Here is a 21815-nt window from a genome sequence, read left to right as displayed (position 1 = left end):
AGCCCCTACTCGTTCCGCGCGATCGCCGTCAGCTTGGTCATGTTCCTCAGCAGGATGCGGCCACGCTGGAGATCGAGGATCGCGTCCTTGCGCCAGGCCTGAAGCTGGCGATTGACGCTTTCGCGGGCGGCGCCGACGAAGACGCCGAGCTGCTCCTGCGAGATGTGCACCTCCGAGCCGAAATCGGCGGCGAGCGCGCAGAGCCGCCGCGCGAGGCGAACCGGCAGCGGCTGCAGCATGGACTCTTCCATGCGCTCGCTCTGCCAGCGGATGCGCTGGCACAGCAGCGCGATGATCTTGATCGCGACCTTCGGCTCGCGCTCGAGGAAGGAGAGAAAGTCTTCGCGCCGCAGCACGAACAATTCGCTGGCTTCGCCCGCGGTCGCGTCCGCGGTGCGGTTCTGGCCGTCCAGCACCGCGACCTCGCCGAACAGGTCGCCCGGCCCCATGAAATTCAGCGTCAGCCGGCTGCCGTCGGCGGCGCCGGTCTCGATGCGGACCTGGCCGCGGCGCATGCCGAACAGCGCGTCTCCGGCATCGCCCTTCTGGAACAGCACCTCGCCGTTCGCCAGATGCTGGGTGTGGCAGAGATTGGACAGCCGCTGGAGCTCGTCTGCGCCGAGATCGGCGAACATCGGGTTCATCTTCAGGATGACCGCAAATTCGGCCTGCTTGCTCATTTCAACTTCCTTGTGAATTTACTTGTCAATTTCGCTGGCAAATCGGCTGGAACCATCAACGTCCAGAATCGCGTAAAACCGCGCCGGAGAAGTGTGTCATAAGTCACATAACTTTGCAGCACCCCCTGACTATTTTTGACCGCTTGGAGCGGCTTCCCGTCCCGGGATAAACTCACGCGCATAGGACGGGTGAGCGGCCGGGGTTCGGCACCGTTCGTCCGTCGTTGGAAAGTCGACATGAGAGCAGTGAAATTCGCCGGCGCCGCGGTCGCCGCTGTCGTCATCGTGATCGCGCTTCTCCTCGTGGTCGGGATCCCATCGGGCTTCCTGACCTCGACGATTGCGTCGCGGGTCGAGAGCGCGACGGGCTATCGCCTGTCGATCGACGGCACCACCAGGATCAGCCTGTGGCCGACGCTGAACGTCACCTTGAACGATCTCACGCTTCAGGATCCGAAGGACCGCAGCGGCATCACGCGCCTCACGGTCGACAGCGTGCAGGCCGACATGTCGCTCTCCAGCGTCTGGTCGGGCCGCCCGAAGATCAGCGAGCTCATCGTCACCCGCCCCGTGCTCTACCAGCCGCTGCTGCGTGAGCGCCTGCCGAATGCCGGCGCCTCGTCGAAGCCGCTCGCGCTCGACACGGACGGCACGACCATCGACCGCGTCAAGGTCACCGACGGCGAGGTCGCATTCGCGCGCGTGCGCGATCGCGTCGAGAGCCGCATCAGCGCCATCAATGCCGATGCCGTCGTTGGCCGCGACCGCAACGTCAGCATCACCGGCACCGCGCGCGTCGGCGAGCACCCGACCAAGTTCGACATCAAGGCGACGACGCCCGCGCCGCCAACCGACCGGCCGACGATCCCGGTGGAGTTCGCCATCGACATGCCTGATGTGCTGAAGTCCCGGCTCGCAGGTCACGCCGAGATGCGGCTGAGCGGCGATCTCGTGATGATCAACGGCGTAAACGGCACGCTCGGCGACGGCGCGTTCAACGGCTGGGCCTCGGTCGACATCGCGAGCAAGCCTCTGGTCAAGGTCGATCTCGACTTCCAGCGGCTCACGATTCCGCTGGCGAAATCGCCGGACGGTGCGTCCGGACAGCCCTGGAGCAATGCGCCGATCGACGTGTCCGGGCTCAATTATGTCGATGCACAAATCAGGATCTCCGCGAACGACGCCGTGATCGGCGATGCGCGTCTTGCGCCGCTGGCGCTCGATGCAAAGCTCGCCGGCGGCGTGCTGAAGGCCGGCACCGCCAATCTCGGCGCCTATGGCGGCCAGGTCTCCGGCGAAGTGATCCTGGATGCGACCAGCGGCGCGCCGAGTTTTGCCATGCATTCCGACCTCGTCGGCGTGCGCGCGCTGCCGCTGCTCCAGGGCCTTGCCGAATTCGACCGGATCGACGGCAAGCTGCAAGCCAAGCTCGCATTGCGCAGCGCCGGCACCAGCCAGCGCGCCCTGATGGCGAACATGCAGGGCACGGCCTTCGTCAATTTCCAGGACGGCGCCATCCGCGGCATCAACGTCGCGCAGATGATCCGCTCGCTGACATCGGGCACGCTCTCCGGCTGGCAAGACAACCAGAACAGCGGCCAGGACCAGAGCACGGATTTGTCGCAGCTCTCGGCCTCCTTCCGCATCGACAAGGGACAGGCGGTGACGACCGATCTTAACCTGATCGGGCCGCTGGTGCGCGTGACCGGCGCCGGCACCATCGCGCTCGACACCAAGATGTTGGGCTTTCGCGTCGAGCCGAAGCTGGTGATGACCACCGAGGGCCAGGGCCGCGCCTCCGAGCCGGTCGGCTTCGGCATCCCCGTGATGATCCAGGGCAGCTGGTCGCAGCCGCGGATCTACCCTGACATGGCCGGCATGCTCGACAATCCCGACGCCGCCTACGCCAAGCTGCGCGAGATGGGCAAGGGCCTGTTCGGGCCTGATGGCGCCGGGCTCGGCAATATCCTGGGCAGCCTTGGTCTCGGCGGCACGACCGCGCCGGGTGGCGGCAATGCAGCCAACAACGCCAATCCGCAAACCCAGCAGCCGGGGCAGAACAATCTGCTCGGCGGCCCGCTGGGCGAGGCGATCGGCAATCTGATCCAGCAGGGGCTTTCCAGCGGAGCTGCAACCGGTGCTGGCACCGGCCGCAGCCGCAGCCTGCCCGCGACGCCGTCCACACCGGCACCGCAGGCCTCGCCCGCGCCGGCGCCCCCGGCCTCGGACGAGCCGCCGGTGGCGCAGCAGGACAGCCAGCCCATGAACGACGTGTTGCGGCAGCTCTTCAATAATCGATGATTGGCGGACCAACAGGCTGGACTCCACGCCAATCCCTTACATCGGCCCGGCCTTTCCCTGCTTCCTCCGAACGGATGAGCCTGCGACAATTCACCACCCTTTAGGCCCGACCCGGCGTCCACTTCGAGTAACCACGCCGGCCGGTCCTCCGGTCCCCGGGACGTCCCTTGGCCCAAATTGTGATAGAAGGGCGGCTGGGCCTGTACGGCCCGTAGCGCCGGCGTCGATGGCGGCGCGAGAGGATCCGGATGGCGGGAGCGAACGACAAGACACGGTTTCTGCGCGAGGGCCTGTTCGCCAAATACGTCGTCTCCCTCGTCGGCCTCGTCGTGTTCGTCCTCGCCGTCAGCGGCGCGATGGAGACCTGGATCTCCTATCGCGCCACCAAGACACAGCTGACCGACGGGCTGGAGGACAAGGCGCAGGCCGCGGCCCGGCGGGTGGAACAGTCGATCTCCGAGCTCGAGCGCCAGATCAGCTGGGTGACCCGCGCGAGCCAGGACACCCTCGAGAAGCGCCGCGCCGACTACGCCCAGCTCCTGCACCAGGTCGCGGTGGTCAACCAGCTGTTCCAGCTCAACGGCGAAGGCCGCGAGGTGCTGCGCGTCTCGCGCCAGTCGACCACGACCGGCGGCAATGCCGACCTCTCCCGCGACATGCGCTTCACCGACACCGTCGCCCGCGGCGTCAGCTACGCGCCGGCCTGGTTCTCCGACAGGACTCCGTTGATGTCGATCTCGGTGGCGCATTCCGGCTTCAACGCCGGCGTCACGGTCGCTGAGATCGATCTCAGCTTCCTCTCCGAATTGCTGTCCGACGCCCAGGTCGGCAAGGCGGCCTTTGCCTATGTGGTCGATCCGCGCGGCCGCGTGCTGGCGACGTCCTCGAAAGGACCCGATGTCGGCAAGGACCTCTCCAAGCTGCCGCAAGTGGCTGCCGCGATTTCGTCCGGCCGCGGGCCCGACACGTCAGGCACCGACTTCAACGGCTATTCGGTGCTGACCGCCGCGAGCACCGTACCGAAGCTCGGCTGGAGCGTGCTGTTCGAGCAGCCGACCACGCAGGCCTTGACGCCGATCCGCGATCAGCTGGTGCGCATCGCGCTCTTGATCGGCATGGGCCTGATGGTCGCGATCCTCGCCGGCACGCTGCTCGCCCGCCGCATGATCATTCCGATCACGGCGCTGCGCGACGGCGCGCACAAGCTCGGCGAAGGCGATTTCAGCCAACGCATCGACGTGCACACCTCCGACGAGCTGGAAGATCTCGCCGGCCAGTTCAACCGCATGGCCACCCAAATCCAGGAGACCTATTCGAACCTGGAGACCAAGGTCGAGGAGCGCACCCGCGATCTCGCGCAATCGATCAACGAGCTCAAGGTGCTGGAAGAGGTCGGCCGCGCCGTCGCCTCCTCGCTCGATCTCAACGCGGTGCTGCCGACGATCGCCGCCCGCGCGATCGAGATCACCCATGCCGATGCGGTGCTGATCTACGGCTTCGACGCCGGGACGCGTCGCTTCAACCTGGTCGAATCCAACGGCATCGACAAATCGGCAGACGGCGCCCATGTCACGATCGACGAAGGCGACAACATCCTGAGCGATGCCGCGGCGAGCTGTGAGCCGATCGCGCTTGCCGATCTCGACCATGCGGCCGAGCAGCCGCTGCGCGACGTCGCGATCGCGGCCGGCTTCCACTCCGTGCTGGTGGTACCGCTGGTGGACCAGCAGGGCACGCTCGGCTCGCTCGTTGTTTTGCGCCGTGCCGGCGGCGAGTTCGCCACCAGCATCATCGGCCTGATGCGCACCTTCGCGAACCAGGCGGTGCTGGCGATGCGCAATGCGCGCCTGTTCACCGAGGTCGATCACAAGAGCCACGCGCTGGAGGCGGCGCACGAGACCGTGCGCGCCCAGGCGGACAAGCTGCGCGTGCAGACCGAGCAGCTCAAGGACTGGAACAAGTCGCTGGAGGAGCGCGTCGAGAAGCAGCTCGGCGAGATCGAGCGCATCCGCAAGCTCGAGCGGTTCCTCGCACCGCAGGTCGCGCAGTTGATCGCTTCCTCCGACAGCCCCGAGGGGCTGCTCACCAGCCAGCGCCGCGAGGTCACGGTCGTGTTCTGCGACCTGCGCGGCTTCACCGCGTTCACGGAAGCGACCGAGCCGGAAGAGGCGATGAACGTGCTGCGCGAATATCACGCGGCGCTCGGCACGCTGATCTTCAAGTATGAGGGCACGCTCGACAAATATGCCGGCGACGGCGTGATGATCCTGTTCAATGCACCGATTCAATTCGAGGACCACACCCAGCGCGCCGTGAAGATGGCGGTGGAGATGCGCGACACCATCGGCCCGCTGACCGAGCGCTGGCGCAACCGCGGGCATAGCCTCGGCTTCGGCATCGGCATTGCACTCGGCTATGCGACGCTCGGCCAGGTCGGCTTCGAGCAGCGGCTGGAATATGCCGCGATCGGCAGCGTCACCAACCTCGCCTCGCGCCTCTGCGGCGAAGCCAAGGCCAACCAGATCGTGGTCAGCCGCCGCGTCTACGGCATGGTCGAACCCTGGGTGGAGGCGCGCGCGCTCGACGATCTCGTGCTCAAGGGCTTCAATCATCCCGTGCTGGCGATGGAGATATTGAGCTGGCGCGAGGAAGTGGAGAACGTGGTGGATGCCGCGGCGGCGCGCAGGCGGGGGTAGCCGCTTTTGTCCAGCAGCAGCAAATGACGCGAGGGGCCAGAAGGCGACATCGTTGACGCGCCACAATTGTCGCCAACGACTTCTTCGAGTGAGCTGCCTAGCTGTGAAGTTGCGAGTTGAGGCCGTCCCAATTTGGTGTACGTCTGGTTGCCTCAAGAGCGCCGCTCTGGGAATTGCGACGAAAAAGAAGGCCCTTCTGGCCTGACAGTTCTTTGGCTTTCAGGACTCGGCCATCTTCCAAAAGGATGCGCGCGCCTGCCGTGACATAGCAGCCCGCTTCGACGACACAATCGTCACCCAACGAAATGCCGATACCGGCGTTGGCTCCGATCAGGCAGCGCTCGCCAACTGTAATCCTCTCTTTCCCTCCTCCGGACAGAGTGCCCATGATCGACGCTCCGCCACCAACGTCGCTGCCACTTCCCACAACCACGCCGGCGCTGATCCGGCCTTCGACCATGCAGGGACCGAGCGTGCCCGCATTAAAATTGCAAAAGCCTTCATGCATGACGGTCGTGCCCGGCGCCAGGTAGGCTCCAAGCCTTACGCGATCCGCATCTGCAATTCTCACGTCCACAGGCGTCACATAGTCAGTCATGCGCGGAAACTTATCCACGCCTGTCACCTCAAACGCGAGGGCACGCTTTCGCGCTACGAGTTGCGCTTCCGGTACACGAGAGCATTCACAGGGACCGAGTGTCGTCCAGGCAACGTTAGGTAACAGACTGAAAATTCCTTCAAGGTTCAGGCAATTCGGCTGGACGAGCCGGTGGCTCAGGAGATGGAGTCGAAGATATGCGTCGTGCACATCAGCCGGCGCAGATGCAAGGGAGTCAATTTCCGTTTGGATTGGAACGATGTCGACATTGCGAATGTCGTCGTGTCGCGCATATCCGTCCGCCGACTCACCCAACGATCTGCTGATCTCGTCGCTCGTCAGCCGTACCGTTGCCGCCTTGTCGGCCTCCACAACCAGACGCAGCTGAAGAAACCAGGAATCTAACACGCGACCGTCAGCGGTAATCGTCGCAAATCCCTCGCCTCTCGCGCCCCTCAGCTCCATCGCCATTTGAATTGCTCACACTACGACCCTATACATAATGCATACGCGAGTTCTCCTGGAATTGGCAACTTCTGCATTCTCAAACACGTCCGCTTTGGATTCATTTTCGACGGATTCAGCAGGGAGGCGACGGGTAATGTCCGCTTCTGCCCGTAAGCCGGGGCCGGGCCGAGAGCGTTGCGTCCGGCCAGATCCCCGTGATTCAAACTTCCAATCCGAGGGAGGTTCTTCAACAGGATCAAACGGTGTCGTCGGGTCGCGACGCGCCATGACGGGCTTGCCGCCAACTACCTTGCCTTCGTTCAACTCGCGTCAATTAGGCTGCGGCTTAATGAGTCCGCGTCCAAAATCGGGCGATGGCAGCTGAGAATGCGGCGCGATTTGCGCATCTCATCCACGAACCACATCCGTTCTCCCCGCGACTAACCATCGCCTCAACGGCGAGGCGGGCTTCGGATGGGAGACGATCGTGTCGCTTGGCTTGCCTTCGCGCGCCTATGACTTGCAGATGCTGGACCGTCCGACTGAGCGTGCGCGCGACCACGGCTGGGTCTATGGCTTGCCGTCGGGCATCACATCCGAGCAATGGCCGCTCGATCCCGTCACCGGCTATCCGTGGGTTTACACTTCTGCTGCCGGACGATTATCGCGTCCATGGCGAGGACATCGTCGTGGTGTCGTTCTTCGCGACCGCGCCCGATCACAATGACGGCGGCGCGCCCGACGACCCTGAGATCCGCGAGGCGGTGATGGCGCTCCCCTCGCATCCGCGCCTGTCGCGCATGACTGACATTCTCGATTACGAATATGCTGCGCTGCTGCTGACCAAGGCGGAATATGACGGCGCGTTCGCGACGCCGCCGGCGCCGCTTGCGCTGGCGACGGCCGACCGGCCGCGCTGGCTGGATGTCGGCGGCGCCTGCGCCTTCTTCGAGGCCGCCGCGCCCTACGCCAGGAAGATGTTCGCCGCGCCGCCGCGCGCCGATCTCGCCGAGACCCGCGCGATCGCCTTGACGCCGCGCGCGAGCGATCCCAATGCCGGCAAGGGCCCGCAGGACGAGCACGTCCGCCAGAACCCACCGACCGGCTATCAGCCCTATTACTATTATGTCGGCGGCGTGCCGAGCCGCGACAATTTTCGCCTGCACGATTGGAGCAAGGACCACGCCCACAACCATCTCGGCGGCACCATGCGGCCGTGCCAGGCGGTGCCAGAGATGAGCCCGTTCTACATCGAGTTCGAGGAATATTTCGGCGGCTACAATTTTGGCGGCGGCAATGCGCAGCTCGACTTCAAGGACATGAAGTTCGACTGGGCGTGCGGGTGATCACGCCCCGCGCTTGGGTCCGATCGCCTCGAAGCCGGCCTTCTGCTCGTCGCTCAGATCAGCCTCGAAATCGTCGAGCGCATCGCCAACACCGTTCACCGCTTGCAGCATCGTCTCCAGCCGCGCCTTCACGGCCGCGAGGCGGCCTTGCGGTGTCGTGGCGGCCTTGGTCGGGCAGGCGCTCAGCGTCTCCATGGTGCGCAGCGTGGTGTCCTGGAGCACGTCGAGCCGGGCGCGGCCGATGTCGTCGAGGCGAAGCGTGGACGCGATGTCGGCGACGGGCCATTGCTGCTGCACGAGCTGCTCATACTGGCGCTGCAGCTGGGGGTCATAGCGGGGATCCCTGTCTGCCGCGCAAGCCGCGGCTGCCTGCGCATCCTTGTGCTGGCTTGACGCGAGCGCGGCGCGAGCCTCGTTGGCCAGCGCATCGAGCCTGGACTTCTGGTTCGCGTCGAGAAGATCGACAAATTTCGAAAGCTGCGGCGCTATCGCGTCCGTTGCCTTGATCATGGCCTCCAGGCGCTCGCGCATCAGGCCGAGGCGCTCGGATGCGGTCGCAGGCACCTGCGCCGGGCAGGTCGCGCGAATGCTGTTGCGGGCAGCTAGCCAGGCGGCACTGAGATCGTCGAGCGCGGTGCGCTGCAATTCGTTCGGCTGCACGGCAGCGGTGATGCGATCCGCCGGGAAGCCGGCGGGATCGCTGACGTCACAGATGTTTTGCGCCGACGGAATCCTGCGCGCAAACCGGCCTTGCGGCGCGGCGTAGGTGGCAAACTCCTTGGCCGCATAGGGCGAGAACAGCGCGGCATAGATGTCGCCGTAGCCGTAGAGCGAGATGCTGGTCGTATCACCAAGGATGATTGCATTGGCGAGATCGTCATGGGCGAACGGCCAGAACACCGGACCGGCCCAGCCATAGCTGCCGTCGGGGTGGCGCCACCAGCCCTGCGGGCGGCGGCCGCCATGCCAGCCCGACAGCGCCGCTTGCGCCGTGAGCACCGCGCGCAGGATGGCGGGATTGGGCGGTTGCCGGCTCTCGACGCCGCGGGGATCCTGCGACCGCAACGCGGCGGAGCGGTATCCGCCGCCTCGCACCGCCATGCGGGCATGACGCAGGCGCGACAGGCCGATCACGTGACCGACGGCGAACCGCGCGACGCCGAGCGGCCCGCCGCGCAGTCCGAACTGCGCTTCGGCCCTGTTCGGCAGCAGCACGGCCAGAACGACAAGGGCGGCGCCCGCCAGCACGGGGGCCATCCGTGATCCCGACATGATCGCTGACCTGACCGCCTTGGCCCTCCTCCAGCGCCAAGCGCGCACCACCTCGCATCACATGACGCGCGGGGGAACCAAAGGTTCCGGGAGTACGACGGTCAAAGCGCCGCGGCGGTGAGAAGAAGCGCCGCGCTCATTCCGCCTTTTGCGGCAGCACAAGAGTCTGGCCGGGATAGATCAGGTTCGGGTTGTGGATCTTGGCGCGGTTGGCGTTGAAGATCACGGCGTAGCGGGCGCCGTCGCCGTAAGCGAGCCGGCTGAGCGCCCACAGGCTGTCGCCGCGGGAGATCACCCGGCTGCCGCCCGCCTCCGCCTGTGTGCCGCTGAGGGCGTCGCCCGGCGAAGCCGATGCGACCGTCGTGGCGGCAGGTGCTCGCGCCATGCCCCTTGGTTTCGGTGCCCCCATCATTCTGGGCCGCGTCGCCGGCCTGTCCGATGCCGACGGCAGGGATGCCACGACATCCGATCTCGCGTCCGGCGTCTCGGCCCGCTTTGTTTCCAGTTTGGCGGCGGGCGGTGCAACACGCGCCGGCGGCGGCGCCGCCTCCGCGATCGTCACCGGCATGGTGCGGCTGGACTGCGTGACGGTGCCATCCGGCGCCCTGGCGCGCAGGGTCAGCTCGTAGCTGCCGGCGGGAAGTTGCGGCGGCGTCATGACGAACTGGCCCGACGCATCGGCCACGACCGAATCAAGCGGCTGGCCGTCGCGCAGCAGCTCGACCTTTGCACCCGGCGTGGCCTGGCCCGCGATCACCGCCGCTTCGCCATGGTCGTCGATGCGGGCGACGTCGAACCGGGGACCGGCGTCGGTCGCGGCCACCGGCGGCTTGACCGGCACGAGATCAGCCAGCGCCGTGACCTGCTTCTGCGTCTCGGCCAATGGACCCGCAGGCTTCGGCGCGGCGGCGAGCTTCGGTTCCTCGGGCGTCGGCACTGCCTTGGTCTCGGCTTTAGGTTCGGTCTTGATTTCGGCGTTGGCTCCGACCTTGGCCTCGGGCTTGGCCGCGACGGCGATCTCGGTGCTCGTTCCGCCCGGCAACAGGCGGCGCAGCTCGGTGGGGCCGATCACCAGCACGGTGCCGACCACCGCGAGCAGGCAGAATGCAATGAAAGCCTTGGAAGCGGTCATCATCAGAAAGCAGACCCTTGCTGGCAAATCGGCCGATGACGGCAAGTTGCTCCGATTTGGCTACGGCAGCAAGACGGTCGAAGGGATTACCGCCCTCCGTTCCCACCCGCCGCGGATGAACCGGCGCGGCCCCGTCGGCGTCAAATGATCGAGGCCGCATCGCGGCCTATTTTTTGAGGATTTTTCCCGTGACTGCATTTTGCCGCCCCGCGCCATGGCTGGCGCTTGCCGTGATGCTCGCCGCCACCCCCGCACTTGCCGCCTCGGGCCCGCCGCCGGACTACATCCTCACCGACAATGCCGATCTCGCCTTCACCTCGCCCGACGGCGCCACCCGGATCGAGCAGTACATGAAGGACAGCAAGGATTTCGACGTCAAATGGCAGGCCTGGGCGAGGAACGGCGAGCGGATGACGGAGCTGAAGCCCGAGCAGGGCTATGGCGCCGGCTTCCGCTTCACCAGCGACTCGCAATGGCTGGTGCGGATGCAGAAGACCGGCTCGGGCGAGCAGGATCTGTTTCTCTACCATGTCGAGAACGGCGCCTTCGTGAGCGCGACGAAGAAGTCGCTCAGTGACCTCGCCTGGGCCTATTTCCACAGCCGGCCAGACACGAAGAACATGAAGCTCGACTACCACATCTCGGCCAATCTGATGAAGGGCACCGAAGATGCTTATCGCTGGCTCGGCGTTGACTGGCCCAACAACCGCTACCTCCTGATCTCGCTGTCGGGCGAAATGGACAAGCATCCGAAGAACGTCGCCGTGAAGGGACTGGCCGACTGGAAATGTCGTTATGACCTCAAGACCGGCAAGTTCGACGTGCCGGCGATGTTCGCCAAGGGCAACGCGGAGGCGCTGAACTGGGAGATCAAGCGGTGAGATTTGGCCTCGCCGGCCCTGGGCGGCTGCGCTCAAACAAAAACGCGAAAACAACCCCAAGCCCAGTAGAACCGCAGGGCGGGGCGGCGAGGCGTAACTTGCCTTGCGGACTGGCTTCCGCCGGCCGGGACGCCAACACCGATTCCGTTCCGATTCATATTTTCGTAACCCTCACTGGTAACGGGGTCTTGTCGGTTTTGCTGCATCTTGCATCCCACGGGAGGGCTGGATGGGCACTTCGATCCGATGGACCGCGCGGATGCGCGCGCTGCTGCGCCGTTGGCGCGGGGCGCCGCTGACATGGCTGATCGTCGGCGGCTTCGTGCTGATGGCTGCAACCGCCATTGGCACCGCGCTCACCGTCGACCGCTTCCGGCAGAATGCGATCGAGAGCGGCCGCGACGGCCTGGAGAGTGCCGTCCGCCTGCTGGCCCGCCATTTCGACCGCGAGTTCGCGGATTTCGCGGTGCTCCAGAAGAGTGTCATCGCCGAGCTCGAAAGCCACGGCATCGCCTCCACCGACGTCTTCCGCAGCGAGATGGGTACCCTCGCCATGCACGAGGTGTTGCGCGCAAAAGCCAGCGGCTGGTCCGACGTCGCCGGCGCCAATGTGTTCGACTCCAACGGCGTGCTCATCAACTCGTCGCGGCGCTGGCCGGTCGCCGACATTTCGGTCGCCGACCGCGGCTATTTCAACCGCCTCAAATCCGACCCGACCTCGCAGGAGGAGATCGAGGTCGTGCCCGGACGGTTCGGCAACGGACCGGCGATCGTGTTCGCGCGGCGCGTCTCCGGCCCCCATGGCGAATTCCTCGGCATGGTCTCGCGCGCGATCACGCCCGACCAGCTCGAATCCTTCTTTGCTTCGACGGGGCTCGGCGACGATTCCTCGATCGCGATGCACCACCAGAACGGCCAGCTGCTTGCGCGCATTCCGCATGTCGACGCGATGATCGGGCAGAACTACCACACCGGCTCCCCCGAGCAGAAAGCCGTGTTCGAGCGCACCTTCGTCACGATGCAGCTCGCGAGCCCGATCGACGGCAAGGACCGCATCGTCGCCTCCCGCCTCCTGACCGGCGCGCCGCTGGTGATCGTTGCGACCAGGTCGCTGGACGCGACGCTCGCCACCTGGCGCACGCAAACGAAATTCTTCGTCACCGTGGCCGTGCTGTCGATCGGCCTGCTCGTCCTGACGCTGTTCCTGATCTTCCGCCAGGTGACCCGCCGGCTCTCGCTGGAGAAGCAGCGGCTCGACACCGCGCTGAACACCATGACGCAGGGCCTTCTGATGTTCGACCAGGACGAGCGGCTGATCGTCTGCAACCGGCGCTACATCGAGATGTACCACCTGTCCACCGACGTGGTGAAGCCCGGGGCCTATTTCCGCGACGTCATCCAGCACCGCCACGACACCGGATCGTTCGACGGCGACGTCGATTCCTATTGCGACGGCATTTTGGGCAGTGTCGGACGGACCCAGAGCGCGATCGTCGAGACCGCCGACAGCCGCCTGATCGAGATCAAGAACCAGCCCGGCGCCGCCGGCGGCTGGCTTGCCACCCATGACGACGTCACCGAGCGCATCCGCGCCGACGAACGCATCGCGCATATGGCGCATTACGACGCGCTGACCGACCTGCCCAATCGCGTGCTGATGCGCGGCCATCTGGAACGCCGCGTGGCGGAGCTTGCCGAGGGCAAGCCGTTCGCGATCCTCTATATCGACGTCGACGAGTTCAAGGGCGTCAACGATTCGTTCGGACACGAGGTCGGCGACGAGCTGCTGCGCCAGGTCGCGAACCGCCTGCGCGCCTGCGTCAGCGGCAACGACCTCGTCGCGCGGCTGGGCGGCGACGAATTCGCCATCGTCAAGGCCGGTACCCGCGACCAGGCCGAGCTGACGGCGCTGGCGGAAACGATCCTCAACGCATTGCGTGCGCCCGTGAACTGCAAGGGCCAGGAGGTTCCGACCGATGCCAGCATCGGCATCGCAATCGCGCCCGACCACGGCGACAATCTCGACGACCTGCTCAAGCGCGCCGACCTGGCGATGTATGCCGCCTAATCCGAGGGCCGCCGCACCTTCCGCGTCTTCGTGCCCGAATACGACGCCAAGGCGCGGCTGCGCCGGCAGCTGGAGCTCGATCTGCGGCAGGCGCTCACGCGCGGCGAGTTCGAGGTGCACTATCAGCCGCTGGTCGACCTCGCGGCCAACGTCGTGACCGGCTGCGAGGCGCTGCTGCGCTGGCACCATCCGGAGCGCGGCATGGTCTCGCCCGCCGACTTCATTCCGGTCGCGGAAGACACCGGACTGATCGGCGAGATCGGCGAATGGGTGCTCAAGCAGGCCTGCACGGAGGCGGCCTCCTGGCCGGGCGATATCCACATCGCCGTCAACGTCTCGCCGGTGCAGTTCCGCTCCAAGACGCTGGCGCTCAAGGTCGCCGCCGCGCTTGCCGAATCGGGCCTGGCGCCCGGGCGGCTCGAGCTCGAGGTCACCGAAACCGTCCTCATTCGCGACGACGAGGAGGCGCTGACGATCCTCCAGCAGTTGCGCGAGCTCGGCGTGCGCATCGCGCTCGACGATTTCGGCACCGGCTATTCGTCGCTGAGCTATCTGCACCGCTTCCCCTTCGACAAGATCAAGATCGACCGCAGCTTCATCAGCGACATCGGCGAGCCCGAGGACTCCTCTCCGATCGTCCAGGCCGTGGTGCACATGGCCGCCGCCCGCCGCATGGCGACGACGGCCGAAGGCGTCGAGACCGAGGCGCAGCGCGAGGTGCTGCGCCAGCTCGGATGCAGCCAGATGCAGGGCTGGCTGTTCAGCCCGGCCGTCCCGGCCGCGAAGCTGAAGCGGTTGCTGTCGGCGCAGGCGGCCGCGGCTTAAGCGCCGTTTGCGCAGGCGATGACGGTGAAAACACCTCTCGCGCGGCCCGGAATAGGCTTCAGGTGGCGAATTGACGCGCACGGCGGCCTTATCGATTGACACGGCGGCCCGGGAGTGTTCACGTCGTCCCCGAACTGTATCGCGGCGACAAGCAGCTCGCGTGTTCGAGGCCGGCGCTGAAGATCGCCGTCACTGTCATCCTCACGATCGCAATGAAACTCCTGCGCAATCGGCTGCGTGCAGGACTGCCGTATTTCGCAGCCGGACGAGGAGACACAATTGCAGGTACTTGTTCGCGACAACAATGTCGACCAGGCGCTTCGTGTCCTGAAGAAGAAGATGCAGCGCGAGGGCGTGTTTCGGGAAATGAAACAGCGGCGCTCCTACGAGAAGCCGTCGGAGAGAAAGACGCGCGAAAAATCCGAGGCCATTCGCCGCGCCCGCAAGCTCGCTCGCAAGCAGGCGATCAGGGAAGGCTTGCTGCCGGCGCCGCCGAAAAAGAAGCTTCCGGAGCGCAAGCCGCCGCTGCCGCAGACCGCTGCCAGGCCCGCGGGCTGAAACGGCGGCACGACAACGCCGTGAGACCGACCGGGCAATGAGAACAGGCCGGCATCGTTGCCGCGCATCTTGTATCCGGGAAGATGGTCCATATCTCATCGGCATGATGAAGCTCACACTCGTCCAGGACCAGGCTATCCAGGCGCTCATGGCAGGCATCGTCGGCGCCGAGACGTTCGATCGCGTCTTCGCGGGCATCCGCTTCGACAATATCGAGGGCACGATGCTCTACGCCTTCGCCGGGAACGCGGAGGTCGCGTCCGACATCGAGGACAGCTACTCGCCCTACATCGCCGCGGTCGCATCGCAGGTGCTGGACAAGCAGGTGGACGTCGTCATCGTGATGCCGAAAGTGCTGCAGTAGGGTTCATCGAGCGAGACGGCGCACACCCGCCGTCCGTCTCGCCCCGCGGCATCGTCCCACCCTGCAGACCTCATGGCGCCACCAACAAAAGCCGTGGCGTGACCTCGAAATAAATCCGCGCTAACCTCTTGAGCACAAGAACAAGAGGAAACGCCAATCGTGTACGACTACATTATCGTGGGCGGCGGCTCGGCGGGGTCCGTGCTGGCCCACCGGCTCTCCGCAAAGAGTGCCAACAAGGTCCTGCTCTGCGAAGCCGGACAGGACACACCACCCGGCAACGAGCCGGCCGAGATCAGGGACAGCTATCCGGGCACGGCCTATTTCGATCCGCGCTTCCACTGGACGGAATTGAAGGTCACGACGCAGGTCGTCAGCCACAACAATCCGAACGAAGCGCGTCCGCCCTTGCGCAAATACGAGCAGGCGCGTGTGCTCGGCGGCGGCTCGTCGATCAACGGCCAGATGGCCAACCGCGGCGCGCCGACCGACTACGACGAATGGGATGCGCGCGGCGCCGAAGGGTGGACGTGGAACGACGTGCTGCCGTTCTTCAAGAAGGTCGAGCGCGACCTCGATTTCGACGCCCGTATCACGGCAAGGACGGCCGGATCCCGGTGCGCCGGATTCCGCGGGAGCACTGGACACGGCATTCGCAGGCCTTCGCCGATGCCTTCCAGCAGGCCGGTCATCAATTCGTGGCGGACCAGAACGGCGAGTTCGTCGACGGCTATTTCGCGGTGACGCACTCCAACCAGGCCGAGCAGCGCGTCTCCGCCGCGATGGGCTATCTCGATCGCGACACCCGCAAGCGCGCCAACCTCATGATCTCCACCAACACGCAAGTTCGGGAGCTGCTGTTCGAAGGCACGCAATGCGTCGGCGTGAAGGCCAGGGTCGACGGGCGGGAGCAGGAATTCCGCGGACGCGAGATCATTCTCTCCAGCGGCGCCATCCATTCGCCGGCGCATCTGCTCCGCGCCGGTATCGGCCCGGTCGGCCACCTCAAGGACATGGGGATTCCCGTGCTGACGGGCTTGCCGGGCGTCGGCCAGCGCCTGATGGATCATCCCTCGATTTCGCTGTCGTCCTTTGTCCGCCGCGGCGCGCGCATGAACGAGCATACCAGGCGCCACATGCAGCTTGGCCTGCGTTATTCGTCCGGGCTGTCAGGGGTGCCGAAGGGCGACATGTTCGTCGTCGTGCTCAGCAAATCGGCCTGGCACGCGGTCGGCGCGCAAATCGGCTCGCTGCTGACCTTCGTCAACAAGACCTATTCCGAGACCGGACAGGTCAAGCTTGCCTCGCGCGACCCTTCCGCAGAGCCGATCGTCGAGTTCAACCTGCTGTCGGACCGGCGCGACCTCGATCGGCTGATGAGCGGCTTCCGCAAGATGGCGGCGGTGCAGATGAGCGAAATCGTCAGGAAGGTGACGGACAAGCCGTTCCCGGCCGCCTATACCGACAAGGTCCGCAAGATCGGCGTGGTCAACACCAGGAACAAGGTCCTGACCAGGATCGCGGCGGCGCTCATGGACGGGCCGGCGGCGCTGCGTCACTACCTGATCGACAATTTCGTGGTCGAAGGCTTCACCTTCGATGACGTGATGAACGACGACGAGGCGCTTGAAGCCTTCGTGCGCAAGGCGACCATCGGCGTGTGGCACGCCTCGTGCTCATGCCGCATGGGCCGGGCCGACGATCCGATGGCGGTGGTCGACAACCAGGGCCGCGTCAGGGGTGTCCAGGGTCTGCGGGTCGTCGACGCCTCGATCTTCCCGGTGGTGCCATGCGCCAACACCAACTTTCCGGTGCTGATGTCGGCGGAGAAGATCGCTGCAACCATGCAGTGAGGAATCCCGGCGGGACGAGGTCCGGAAGCGGAGGCGAGTCCAAACCGGACCTCGGACCGCAGACGTCGCCCTCGGGCGAAGCCGGCGATCGGGGAACAGCATCCCGATCGGGACGAAAGTTCACATCAGCCGTTTGGCCGCGTGCACTTCGACGAACTCGGCGTCGGGATGCGTGACGATGGTGGCGAACATGATGCCGCTGATGATCAGCGACCAGGCGGTGTCCCAATAAATCCAAAACACGTGCCAGCCTCCGTTTTGGCGTCCTCCGCCCGCGAGATCAGGGGTAACGGCGGGAAGGGGGCTGCCGTTCCCTAGCGATCATGTGGCCCTGCGGCCTGAGATGGTGCAGAGGAAGCGCAGCGCTGTTCAAGTTTGTCGGAGAGACCTTGCGATCGGTTTAACCGGTGTGGCGCTTTGCCACGACATCCTCATCCCGCGGACCCTTTCATCCCCTTGGGCTGTGAACGAGTTCATAGAGGCGCGGCCGTTTGCAGTGCACGATGGTTCACACGCGCCCGGGCGCATCGAACATTCGACCGACGGATTTTCGCCATGCGCAAACGACTCGTCGCCTGGACCATCCTGACCTCGGCATTGCTCGCGGTCGTCGTGTGGACCGTGCTCGGGCCGCCCGACCATCCCGCCGGCCCGAATCTGCACTTCCGCAACCTGACGGCCGCGGTGCGGTAGCCGCCTTCGGCGCGACGCAACCGATACCATTTCGGCATCGATCGATCTCATTTGGAATTTGGTGCGGCGAGGCGCCTGCCGCTATCCTCTGCGACAAAACAACAATGCCGCATTGGCCCCGAGGAGAACGCCCATGCCGAGACCGACACGCTGCGTCGCATCCAAAACGCCCCGCGCTGCGATCGCCACCACCCTCGCCTTCCTTGCCCTCATTTCGGGAGTTCGCGCCGGCATGGCCGAGACCTTTGCCTATGTCGGCAATGCCGATAGCAACGACATCAGCGTGTTCAAGCTGTCCGAAAGCGGCGAGATGACACCGGTGCAGACCCGCGCCTTCACGGGCGTCGAAAAGCCGGGCTCCTCGACGCCGCTCGCGATCACACCCGACCACCGCGTGCTGATTGCCGGCGTCCGCTCGCAGCCGTTCCAGGCGGTAAGTTTTGCGATCGACCCCAAGACGGGCCAGCTCAGCCATATCGGCAACGGACCGCTCGCCGACAGCATGGCGAACATCGCAACCGACCGCGGCGGCAAGGTCCTGTTCAGCGCCTCCTATGGCGGCAACAAGGTCGCGCTGAATCCGCTTTCCGCGAACGGCGTCGCGGGCGAGCCGAAGCAGGTGATCCCGACCGGGCTGAACGCGCACGCCTTCCTGCCCTCGCCCGACAACCGCTTCGTGTTCGCGACCAATCTCGGCTCCGACCAGGTGCTGAGCTTCGCATTCGACGCCACGACCGGTACGCTCACGCCGAGCGATCCGCCGAACTACAAGGTGCCGGAAAAATCGGGGCCGCGGCACTTCGTGTTCCATCCGAACGGCAAGTTCGTCTATCTCATCCACGAACTGAACGGCGATGTCGCTGCTTTCACCTATGAGGCCAAGAGCGGCGCATGGGACGAGATCCAGCGCACCACCGCACTGCCGGAGGGTTTTAATGGGAAACCCTGGGCCGCCGACATCCACATCACCCCGGACGGGCGCTTCCTCTACGCCTCCGAGCGCACGACCAATACGCTCACCGCCTACAAGGTCGATGCGGCCAGCGGCAAGCTGACCACGGTCGGCAGCGTGCCGACCGAGAAGCAGCCGCGCGGCTTCAACATCGATCCTTCCAGCCGCTACCTCGCCGCGGTCGGCGAGTTGTCCGACGGCATGACGGTCTATGCCATCGACCAGAGCAGCGGCGCGCTCAGCAAGCTGAAATCCTACCCCACCGGCAAGAAGCCGAACTGGGTGGAGTTCCTGAGCCTGCCGTGAGGGGCCGCGGCCGGCCTAAGTAATCATCCGTAATTTCAAAGTCCGGGGCTTTTCATCATATGACGGTCATGGACCGTCATATTGTCTTCAAGTGCCCCCAGACCGGCATGAACGTGCAGCATCGGCTTGGCGACGAGCCGGCCGACCGCACGCACGTGTCCGTACCCTGCCCGGCCTGCACGCGGCTGCATCTGATCGACCGTTCCTCCGGCAAGCTGCTCGGCGATCGCCGAAGCTGACCGGCAGCTAGGCAGAACCGTCGCATCCCATCTCGAACCACGAGCTGTGCGGCCGCCGCGCCCTGCCCGGCGGCGAGCGAACCTGTTCTCCAATCCCGCGACTAATCAAAGACTTGCCGCGGCAGCCCGGGCGGCGCCGCATCCCGCTTTGGGACAACGCTGCCGTAGTCCTTGCCGCTGCCATCTGCTATCGATTGGAGGCATAGCCCCCGTGGAATTTCCGATGCGCCATTTGCCCCGTGCCGCTGTTCGAGCCCTGTTTCCCGCAACCATCGCCGCAGTGCTCGTCTTCGGCCAATATCCGGCCGGAGCCGCCGATGACGACGCCCCCAAGGGGCCGGCCGTCACAGTGCTGAAGGTCGCAAAATCCTGCTTCTCCGACATCGTCGAGGCCACCGGCACAATCATCGCGCGCGAGGAGACCTCGGTGCGGCCCGAACGTCCTCGCCTGAAGGTAACGGAAGTGCTGGCGGAAGCCGGCGAGACCACCACCGCCGGCCAGGTGCTGGCGCGCCTCGCGCTGCCCGAAGGCGGCACGCTTCAGGTCACCGCGCCGGTCGCGGGTGTGATCGCCACCTCGACCGCGCAGATCGGCAACCTCGCCTCGGCCAAGGGCGAGGCACTGTTCACGATCGTGGCGCGCAGCGAATACGATCTCGTCGGCCTCGTGGCGACGACCGACATGCGCAAGCTCGCAGTCAACCAGCAGGCGACCGTGCGTATCGCCGGCGCCGGCGACATCGACGGCAAGGTGCGCCGCATCGGGCCGACCGTCGAGCCGAACATCCAGCAGGGCATGGTCTATATCGGCATCTCCTCGCAGAAGCGGCTGCTGCTGAATGCGAGCGGGCGCGCGCTGATCAAGACCGGGCAGAGCTGCAACGTCGCGGTGCCGCTGACCTCCGTGCAATATTCGTCCGCCGGCACCGTGGTGCAGGTGATCCGCCGCAACCGCGTCGAGACCAAGCGCGTCGAGATCGGCTTGATGTCGGGCGGCAATATCGAGGTCCGCGACGGCCTCAACGAAGGCGACGTCGTCGTCGCTCGCGCCGGCGCACTGCTCCGCGAAGGCGATCCCGTGCGCCCGGTGATGGCCGCGGAAGCGGCGAAGTAGCAGCCACGATCGTCATTGCGAGGAGCTCTTGCGACGAAGCAATCCAGAGTCTTTCCGCGGAAAGATTCTGGATTGCTTCGCTGCGCTCGCCATGACGGTGTAGGGGCAGATGTGCGTTACACACGCATATCGTAGGCTGGATTAGCCGAAGGCGTAATCCACCTCTTTGCTTTCCGCTCTGAGAGAGAAGTGTGGATTACGCTTCGCTAATCCACCCTACAATCGCCGGGAAAAACTAGCCGCCGGCTTCGCCGAAATGGACGTCTTCGAGCAGCGAGGAGGAGACGGTCGGGACCTGGTCGCCTTCGGAGGCGCGGGAGATGGCGACGCGGGTCTTGTTGAAGGCGCTTTCGGCGCTGCCCTGCGCAGCGAGGTTGCCGAGCAGCTCGCTCACCAGCACGCTATGCTCGCCCTTGCCGTCGTCGACGACCTTGCCGGGCGAAGCGGAGGAGAGGATCAGCGCATTGTCGGGCGCGCTGATCGGCGCGAGGCCGTGGCTGTAGGAGCGGAAGCGGCGCTCGTAGGGGTTACGGCGGGAGGCATCGACGACGACGAGCTTGGCCTTGGCGCCCTGCTCCTTCATCATGTCGAGCACGCCGTCGATGGAGACGCCCTGGCGGCGGACGTCGCTTTCCTTCCAGATCACGGCGTCGATCGGCAGCATGTAGCTCTGGCGGCCGGCCTGCACGCCGTAGCCGCCGAAGAACAGCATGACGACGGTGTCGCGCTTGATCCGGGACTTCAGGCGGTTGACGGCGCGGACCATGTCGTCCTTGGTCGCGTCTTCCACCATGTCGACGTCAAAGCCGTTCTTGCGCAGGGTCGAGGACAGCGCGCGGGCGTCGTTGATCGACTGCGTCAGCGGCGCGTTGGCGTCGGGATAATGTCCATTGCCGATGACGAGCGCGAGCCGGGAAGCCTGGCCGATCGACCCGGTGACCTGGTCGGTCGTAACAGCCTTGGCGGCATCGAGCGCGCGCATGTTGAGGGCAGCATGGGCGCCGATCACGAGCGAGACCGTGCCGATGAGGGCTGCGGCCACCGCAATCGTGCGTCGGGAAATGTCGAGCTGCCTTACATTCATCTCGCTTCATTCCTGTCAGTGCCAAAGACCGGCCACGCGCGCGCATACAGGTTGAGTAGCGCGATAGCGTCTTTAGGTTTGAGGGATTGGCCGGGGGAGTGCCCCCCAATTGCGCGCAATTTGCGGCGCCGCACCAAACAAACCTTTAACGGGATATAGGGTGCCCCGCAATAGATTGCCCAAAATTTGAGCTAAGTCGCTGAAGATGTTAGTTAATTACCTGACCTGGATTTCTCCGTTTTTGGTATCCCCGTAGCCTTCCGGGCTCTGATCAGGCAGCCCTCGTGCCGACTTTTTCCGTGACTGCCATCACATTTGTTTTTCCTGCGAATCCGGGTAGCTTTTTCAAAGACTTGCAGGGGTGGTGCGCAGATGGGAGCGCACCGGCCGTCCCCGACCAAGGCCC

17 protein-coding genes and 3 pseudogenes are annotated in these 21815 nt (G+C 65.3%); 14 read left to right on the top strand and 6 right to left on the bottom strand.

Going from position 1 to position 21815, the window contains the following annotated elements; genetic code table 11:
* Window positions 1-5: 5 nt before the first annotated feature.
* Window positions 6-680, bottom strand: a complete 675-nt coding sequence (locus tag ACFLEY_RS01990; RefSeq protein ID WP_028175670.1) for a Crp/Fnr family transcriptional regulator — start codon at window positions 678-680, stop codon at window positions 6-8.
* Window positions 681-917: 237 nt separating this feature from the next.
* Here ACFLEY_RS01990 and ACFLEY_RS01985 point away from each other — a divergent pair, with 237 nt between their 5' ends.
* A complete protein-coding gene (locus tag ACFLEY_RS01985; RefSeq protein WP_211433826.1) occupies window positions 918-2981 on the top strand; it encodes an AsmA family protein in 2064 nt (687 codons plus the stop codon).
* 248 nt (window positions 2982-3229) lie between these two features.
* Complete coding sequence (locus ACFLEY_RS01980) at window positions 3230-5677, top strand: adenylate/guanylate cyclase domain-containing protein (RefSeq protein WP_060909782.1); 2448 nt, start codon at window positions 3230-3232, stop codon at window positions 5675-5677.
* A gap of 97 nt (window positions 5678-5774) precedes the next feature.
* Here the strand turns inward: ACFLEY_RS01980 and dapD are convergent, their stop codons facing one another.
* Complete coding sequence (gene dapD / locus ACFLEY_RS01975) at window positions 5775-6746, bottom strand: 2,3,4,5-tetrahydropyridine-2,6-dicarboxylate N-succinyltransferase (protein WP_060909781.1); 972 nt, start codon at window positions 6744-6746, stop codon at window positions 5775-5777.
* Between the two features lie 216 nt (window positions 6747-6962).
* On the opposite strand from dapD, the pseudogene ACFLEY_RS01970 reads away from it, so the two are divergent.
* A pseudogene (locus ACFLEY_RS01970) lies at window positions 6963-7070 on the top strand (IS5/IS1182 family transposase); the annotation flags it as partial.
* Window positions 7071-7411: 341 nt separating this feature from the next.
* The gene (locus ACFLEY_RS01965; RefSeq protein WP_396604485.1) at window positions 7412-8068 is read left to right on the top strand and encodes a hypothetical protein; all 657 of its coding nucleotides are present in this window, start codon (window positions 7412-7414) and stop codon (window positions 8066-8068) included.
* Here ACFLEY_RS01965 and ACFLEY_RS01960 read toward each other — a convergent pair whose 3' ends face one another.
* Window positions 8069-9340 (bottom strand): Spy/CpxP family protein refolding chaperone, encoded by a 1272-nt coding sequence (locus ACFLEY_RS01960; protein WP_060912826.1) that lies wholly within the window; start codon window positions 9338-9340, stop codon window positions 8069-8071.
* 136 nt (window positions 9341-9476) lie between these two features.
* Window positions 9477-10475, bottom strand: coding sequence for a LysM peptidoglycan-binding domain-containing protein (locus ACFLEY_RS01955; RefSeq protein WP_060909780.1), 999 nt, complete (start codon window positions 10473-10475; stop codon window positions 9477-9479).
* On the opposite strand from ACFLEY_RS01955, the gene ACFLEY_RS01950 reads away from it, so the two are divergent.
* The 6 genes and pseudogenes from ACFLEY_RS01950 to ACFLEY_RS01925 all read left to right on the top strand — a co-directional run bounded on the left by ACFLEY_RS01950 (window position 10459) and on the right by ACFLEY_RS01925 (window position 17021).
* A complete protein-coding gene (locus ACFLEY_RS01950; protein WP_171901174.1) occupies window positions 10459-10620 on the top strand; it encodes a hypothetical protein in 162 nt (53 codons plus the stop codon). The two genes, ACFLEY_RS01955 and ACFLEY_RS01950, sit on opposite strands and share 17 nt — an antisense overlap.
* A gap of 40 nt (window positions 10621-10660) precedes the next feature.
* Window positions 10661-11353 carry a hypothetical protein gene (locus ACFLEY_RS01945; RefSeq protein WP_038967443.1) on the top strand — a complete coding sequence of 231 codons (693 nt, stop codon included), beginning with the start codon at window positions 10661-10663 and terminating at the stop codon, window positions 11351-11353.
* A 229-nt stretch (window positions 11354-11582) separates the two neighbouring features.
* A pseudogene (locus ACFLEY_RS01940) lies at window positions 11583-14246 on the top strand (EAL domain-containing protein).
* Between the two features lie 279 nt (window positions 14247-14525).
* The gene (rpsU, locus tag ACFLEY_RS01935) at window positions 14526-14804 is read left to right on the top strand and encodes a 30S ribosomal protein S21 (protein ID WP_011083197.1); all 279 of its coding nucleotides are present in this window, start codon (window positions 14526-14528) and stop codon (window positions 14802-14804) included.
* A gap of 103 nt (window positions 14805-14907) precedes the next feature.
* Window positions 14908-15168: a hypothetical protein gene (locus ACFLEY_RS01930; RefSeq protein ID WP_038967442.1), complete on the top strand. Its 261-nt coding sequence runs from the start codon at window positions 14908-14910 to the stop codon at window positions 15166-15168.
* 159 nt (window positions 15169-15327) lie between these two features.
* Window positions 15328-17021, top strand: a pseudogene (locus ACFLEY_RS01925) (GMC family oxidoreductase).
* Between the two features lie 120 nt (window positions 17022-17141).
* On the opposite strand, the gene ACFLEY_RS01920 reads toward ACFLEY_RS01925, so the two are convergent.
* Window positions 17142-17264 carry a hypothetical protein gene (locus ACFLEY_RS01920; RefSeq protein WP_256380414.1) on the bottom strand — a complete coding sequence of 41 codons (123 nt, stop codon included), beginning with the start codon at window positions 17262-17264 and terminating at the stop codon, window positions 17142-17144.
* A 312-nt stretch (window positions 17265-17576) separates the two neighbouring features.
* On the opposite strand from ACFLEY_RS01920, the gene ACFLEY_RS01915 reads away from it, so the two are divergent.
* From ACFLEY_RS01915 to ACFLEY_RS01900, 4 genes are all read left to right on the top strand, one after another.
* The gene (locus tag ACFLEY_RS01915; protein ID WP_156149861.1) at window positions 17577-17714 is read left to right on the top strand and encodes a hypothetical protein; all 138 of its coding nucleotides are present in this window, start codon (window positions 17577-17579) and stop codon (window positions 17712-17714) included.
* A gap of 133 nt (window positions 17715-17847) precedes the next feature.
* Complete coding sequence (locus ACFLEY_RS01910; protein ID WP_060909779.1) at window positions 17848-18972, top strand: beta-propeller fold lactonase family protein; 1125 nt, start codon at window positions 17848-17850, stop codon at window positions 18970-18972.
* A gap of 68 nt (window positions 18973-19040) precedes the next feature.
* Window positions 19041-19211 (top strand): hypothetical protein, encoded by a 171-nt coding sequence (locus ACFLEY_RS01905; protein ID WP_165448133.1) that lies wholly within the window; start codon window positions 19041-19043, stop codon window positions 19209-19211.
* A 223-nt stretch (window positions 19212-19434) separates the two neighbouring features.
* On the top strand, window positions 19435-20325 hold the full coding sequence (locus ACFLEY_RS01900; protein ID WP_396604484.1) for an efflux RND transporter periplasmic adaptor subunit: 891 nt from the start codon (window positions 19435-19437) through the stop codon (window positions 20323-20325).
* Between the two features lie 235 nt (window positions 20326-20560).
* Here ACFLEY_RS01900 and ACFLEY_RS01895 read toward each other — a convergent pair whose 3' ends face one another.
* Window positions 20561-21409 carry a caspase family protein gene (locus ACFLEY_RS01895; protein ID WP_011083202.1) on the bottom strand — a complete coding sequence of 283 codons (849 nt, stop codon included), beginning with the start codon at window positions 21407-21409 and terminating at the stop codon, window positions 20561-20563.
* Between the last annotated feature and the right edge of the window lie 406 nt (window positions 21410-21815).

It is taken from the genome of Bradyrhizobium sp. YCK136 (assembly GCF_044570075.1).
Taxonomy (GTDB): Bacteria; Pseudomonadota; Alphaproteobacteria; order Rhizobiales; family Xanthobacteraceae; genus Bradyrhizobium; species Bradyrhizobium diazoefficiens.
Note: the sequence above shows the minus strand (reverse complement) of the source record. Positions and strands in the feature narration are given on the sequence as shown.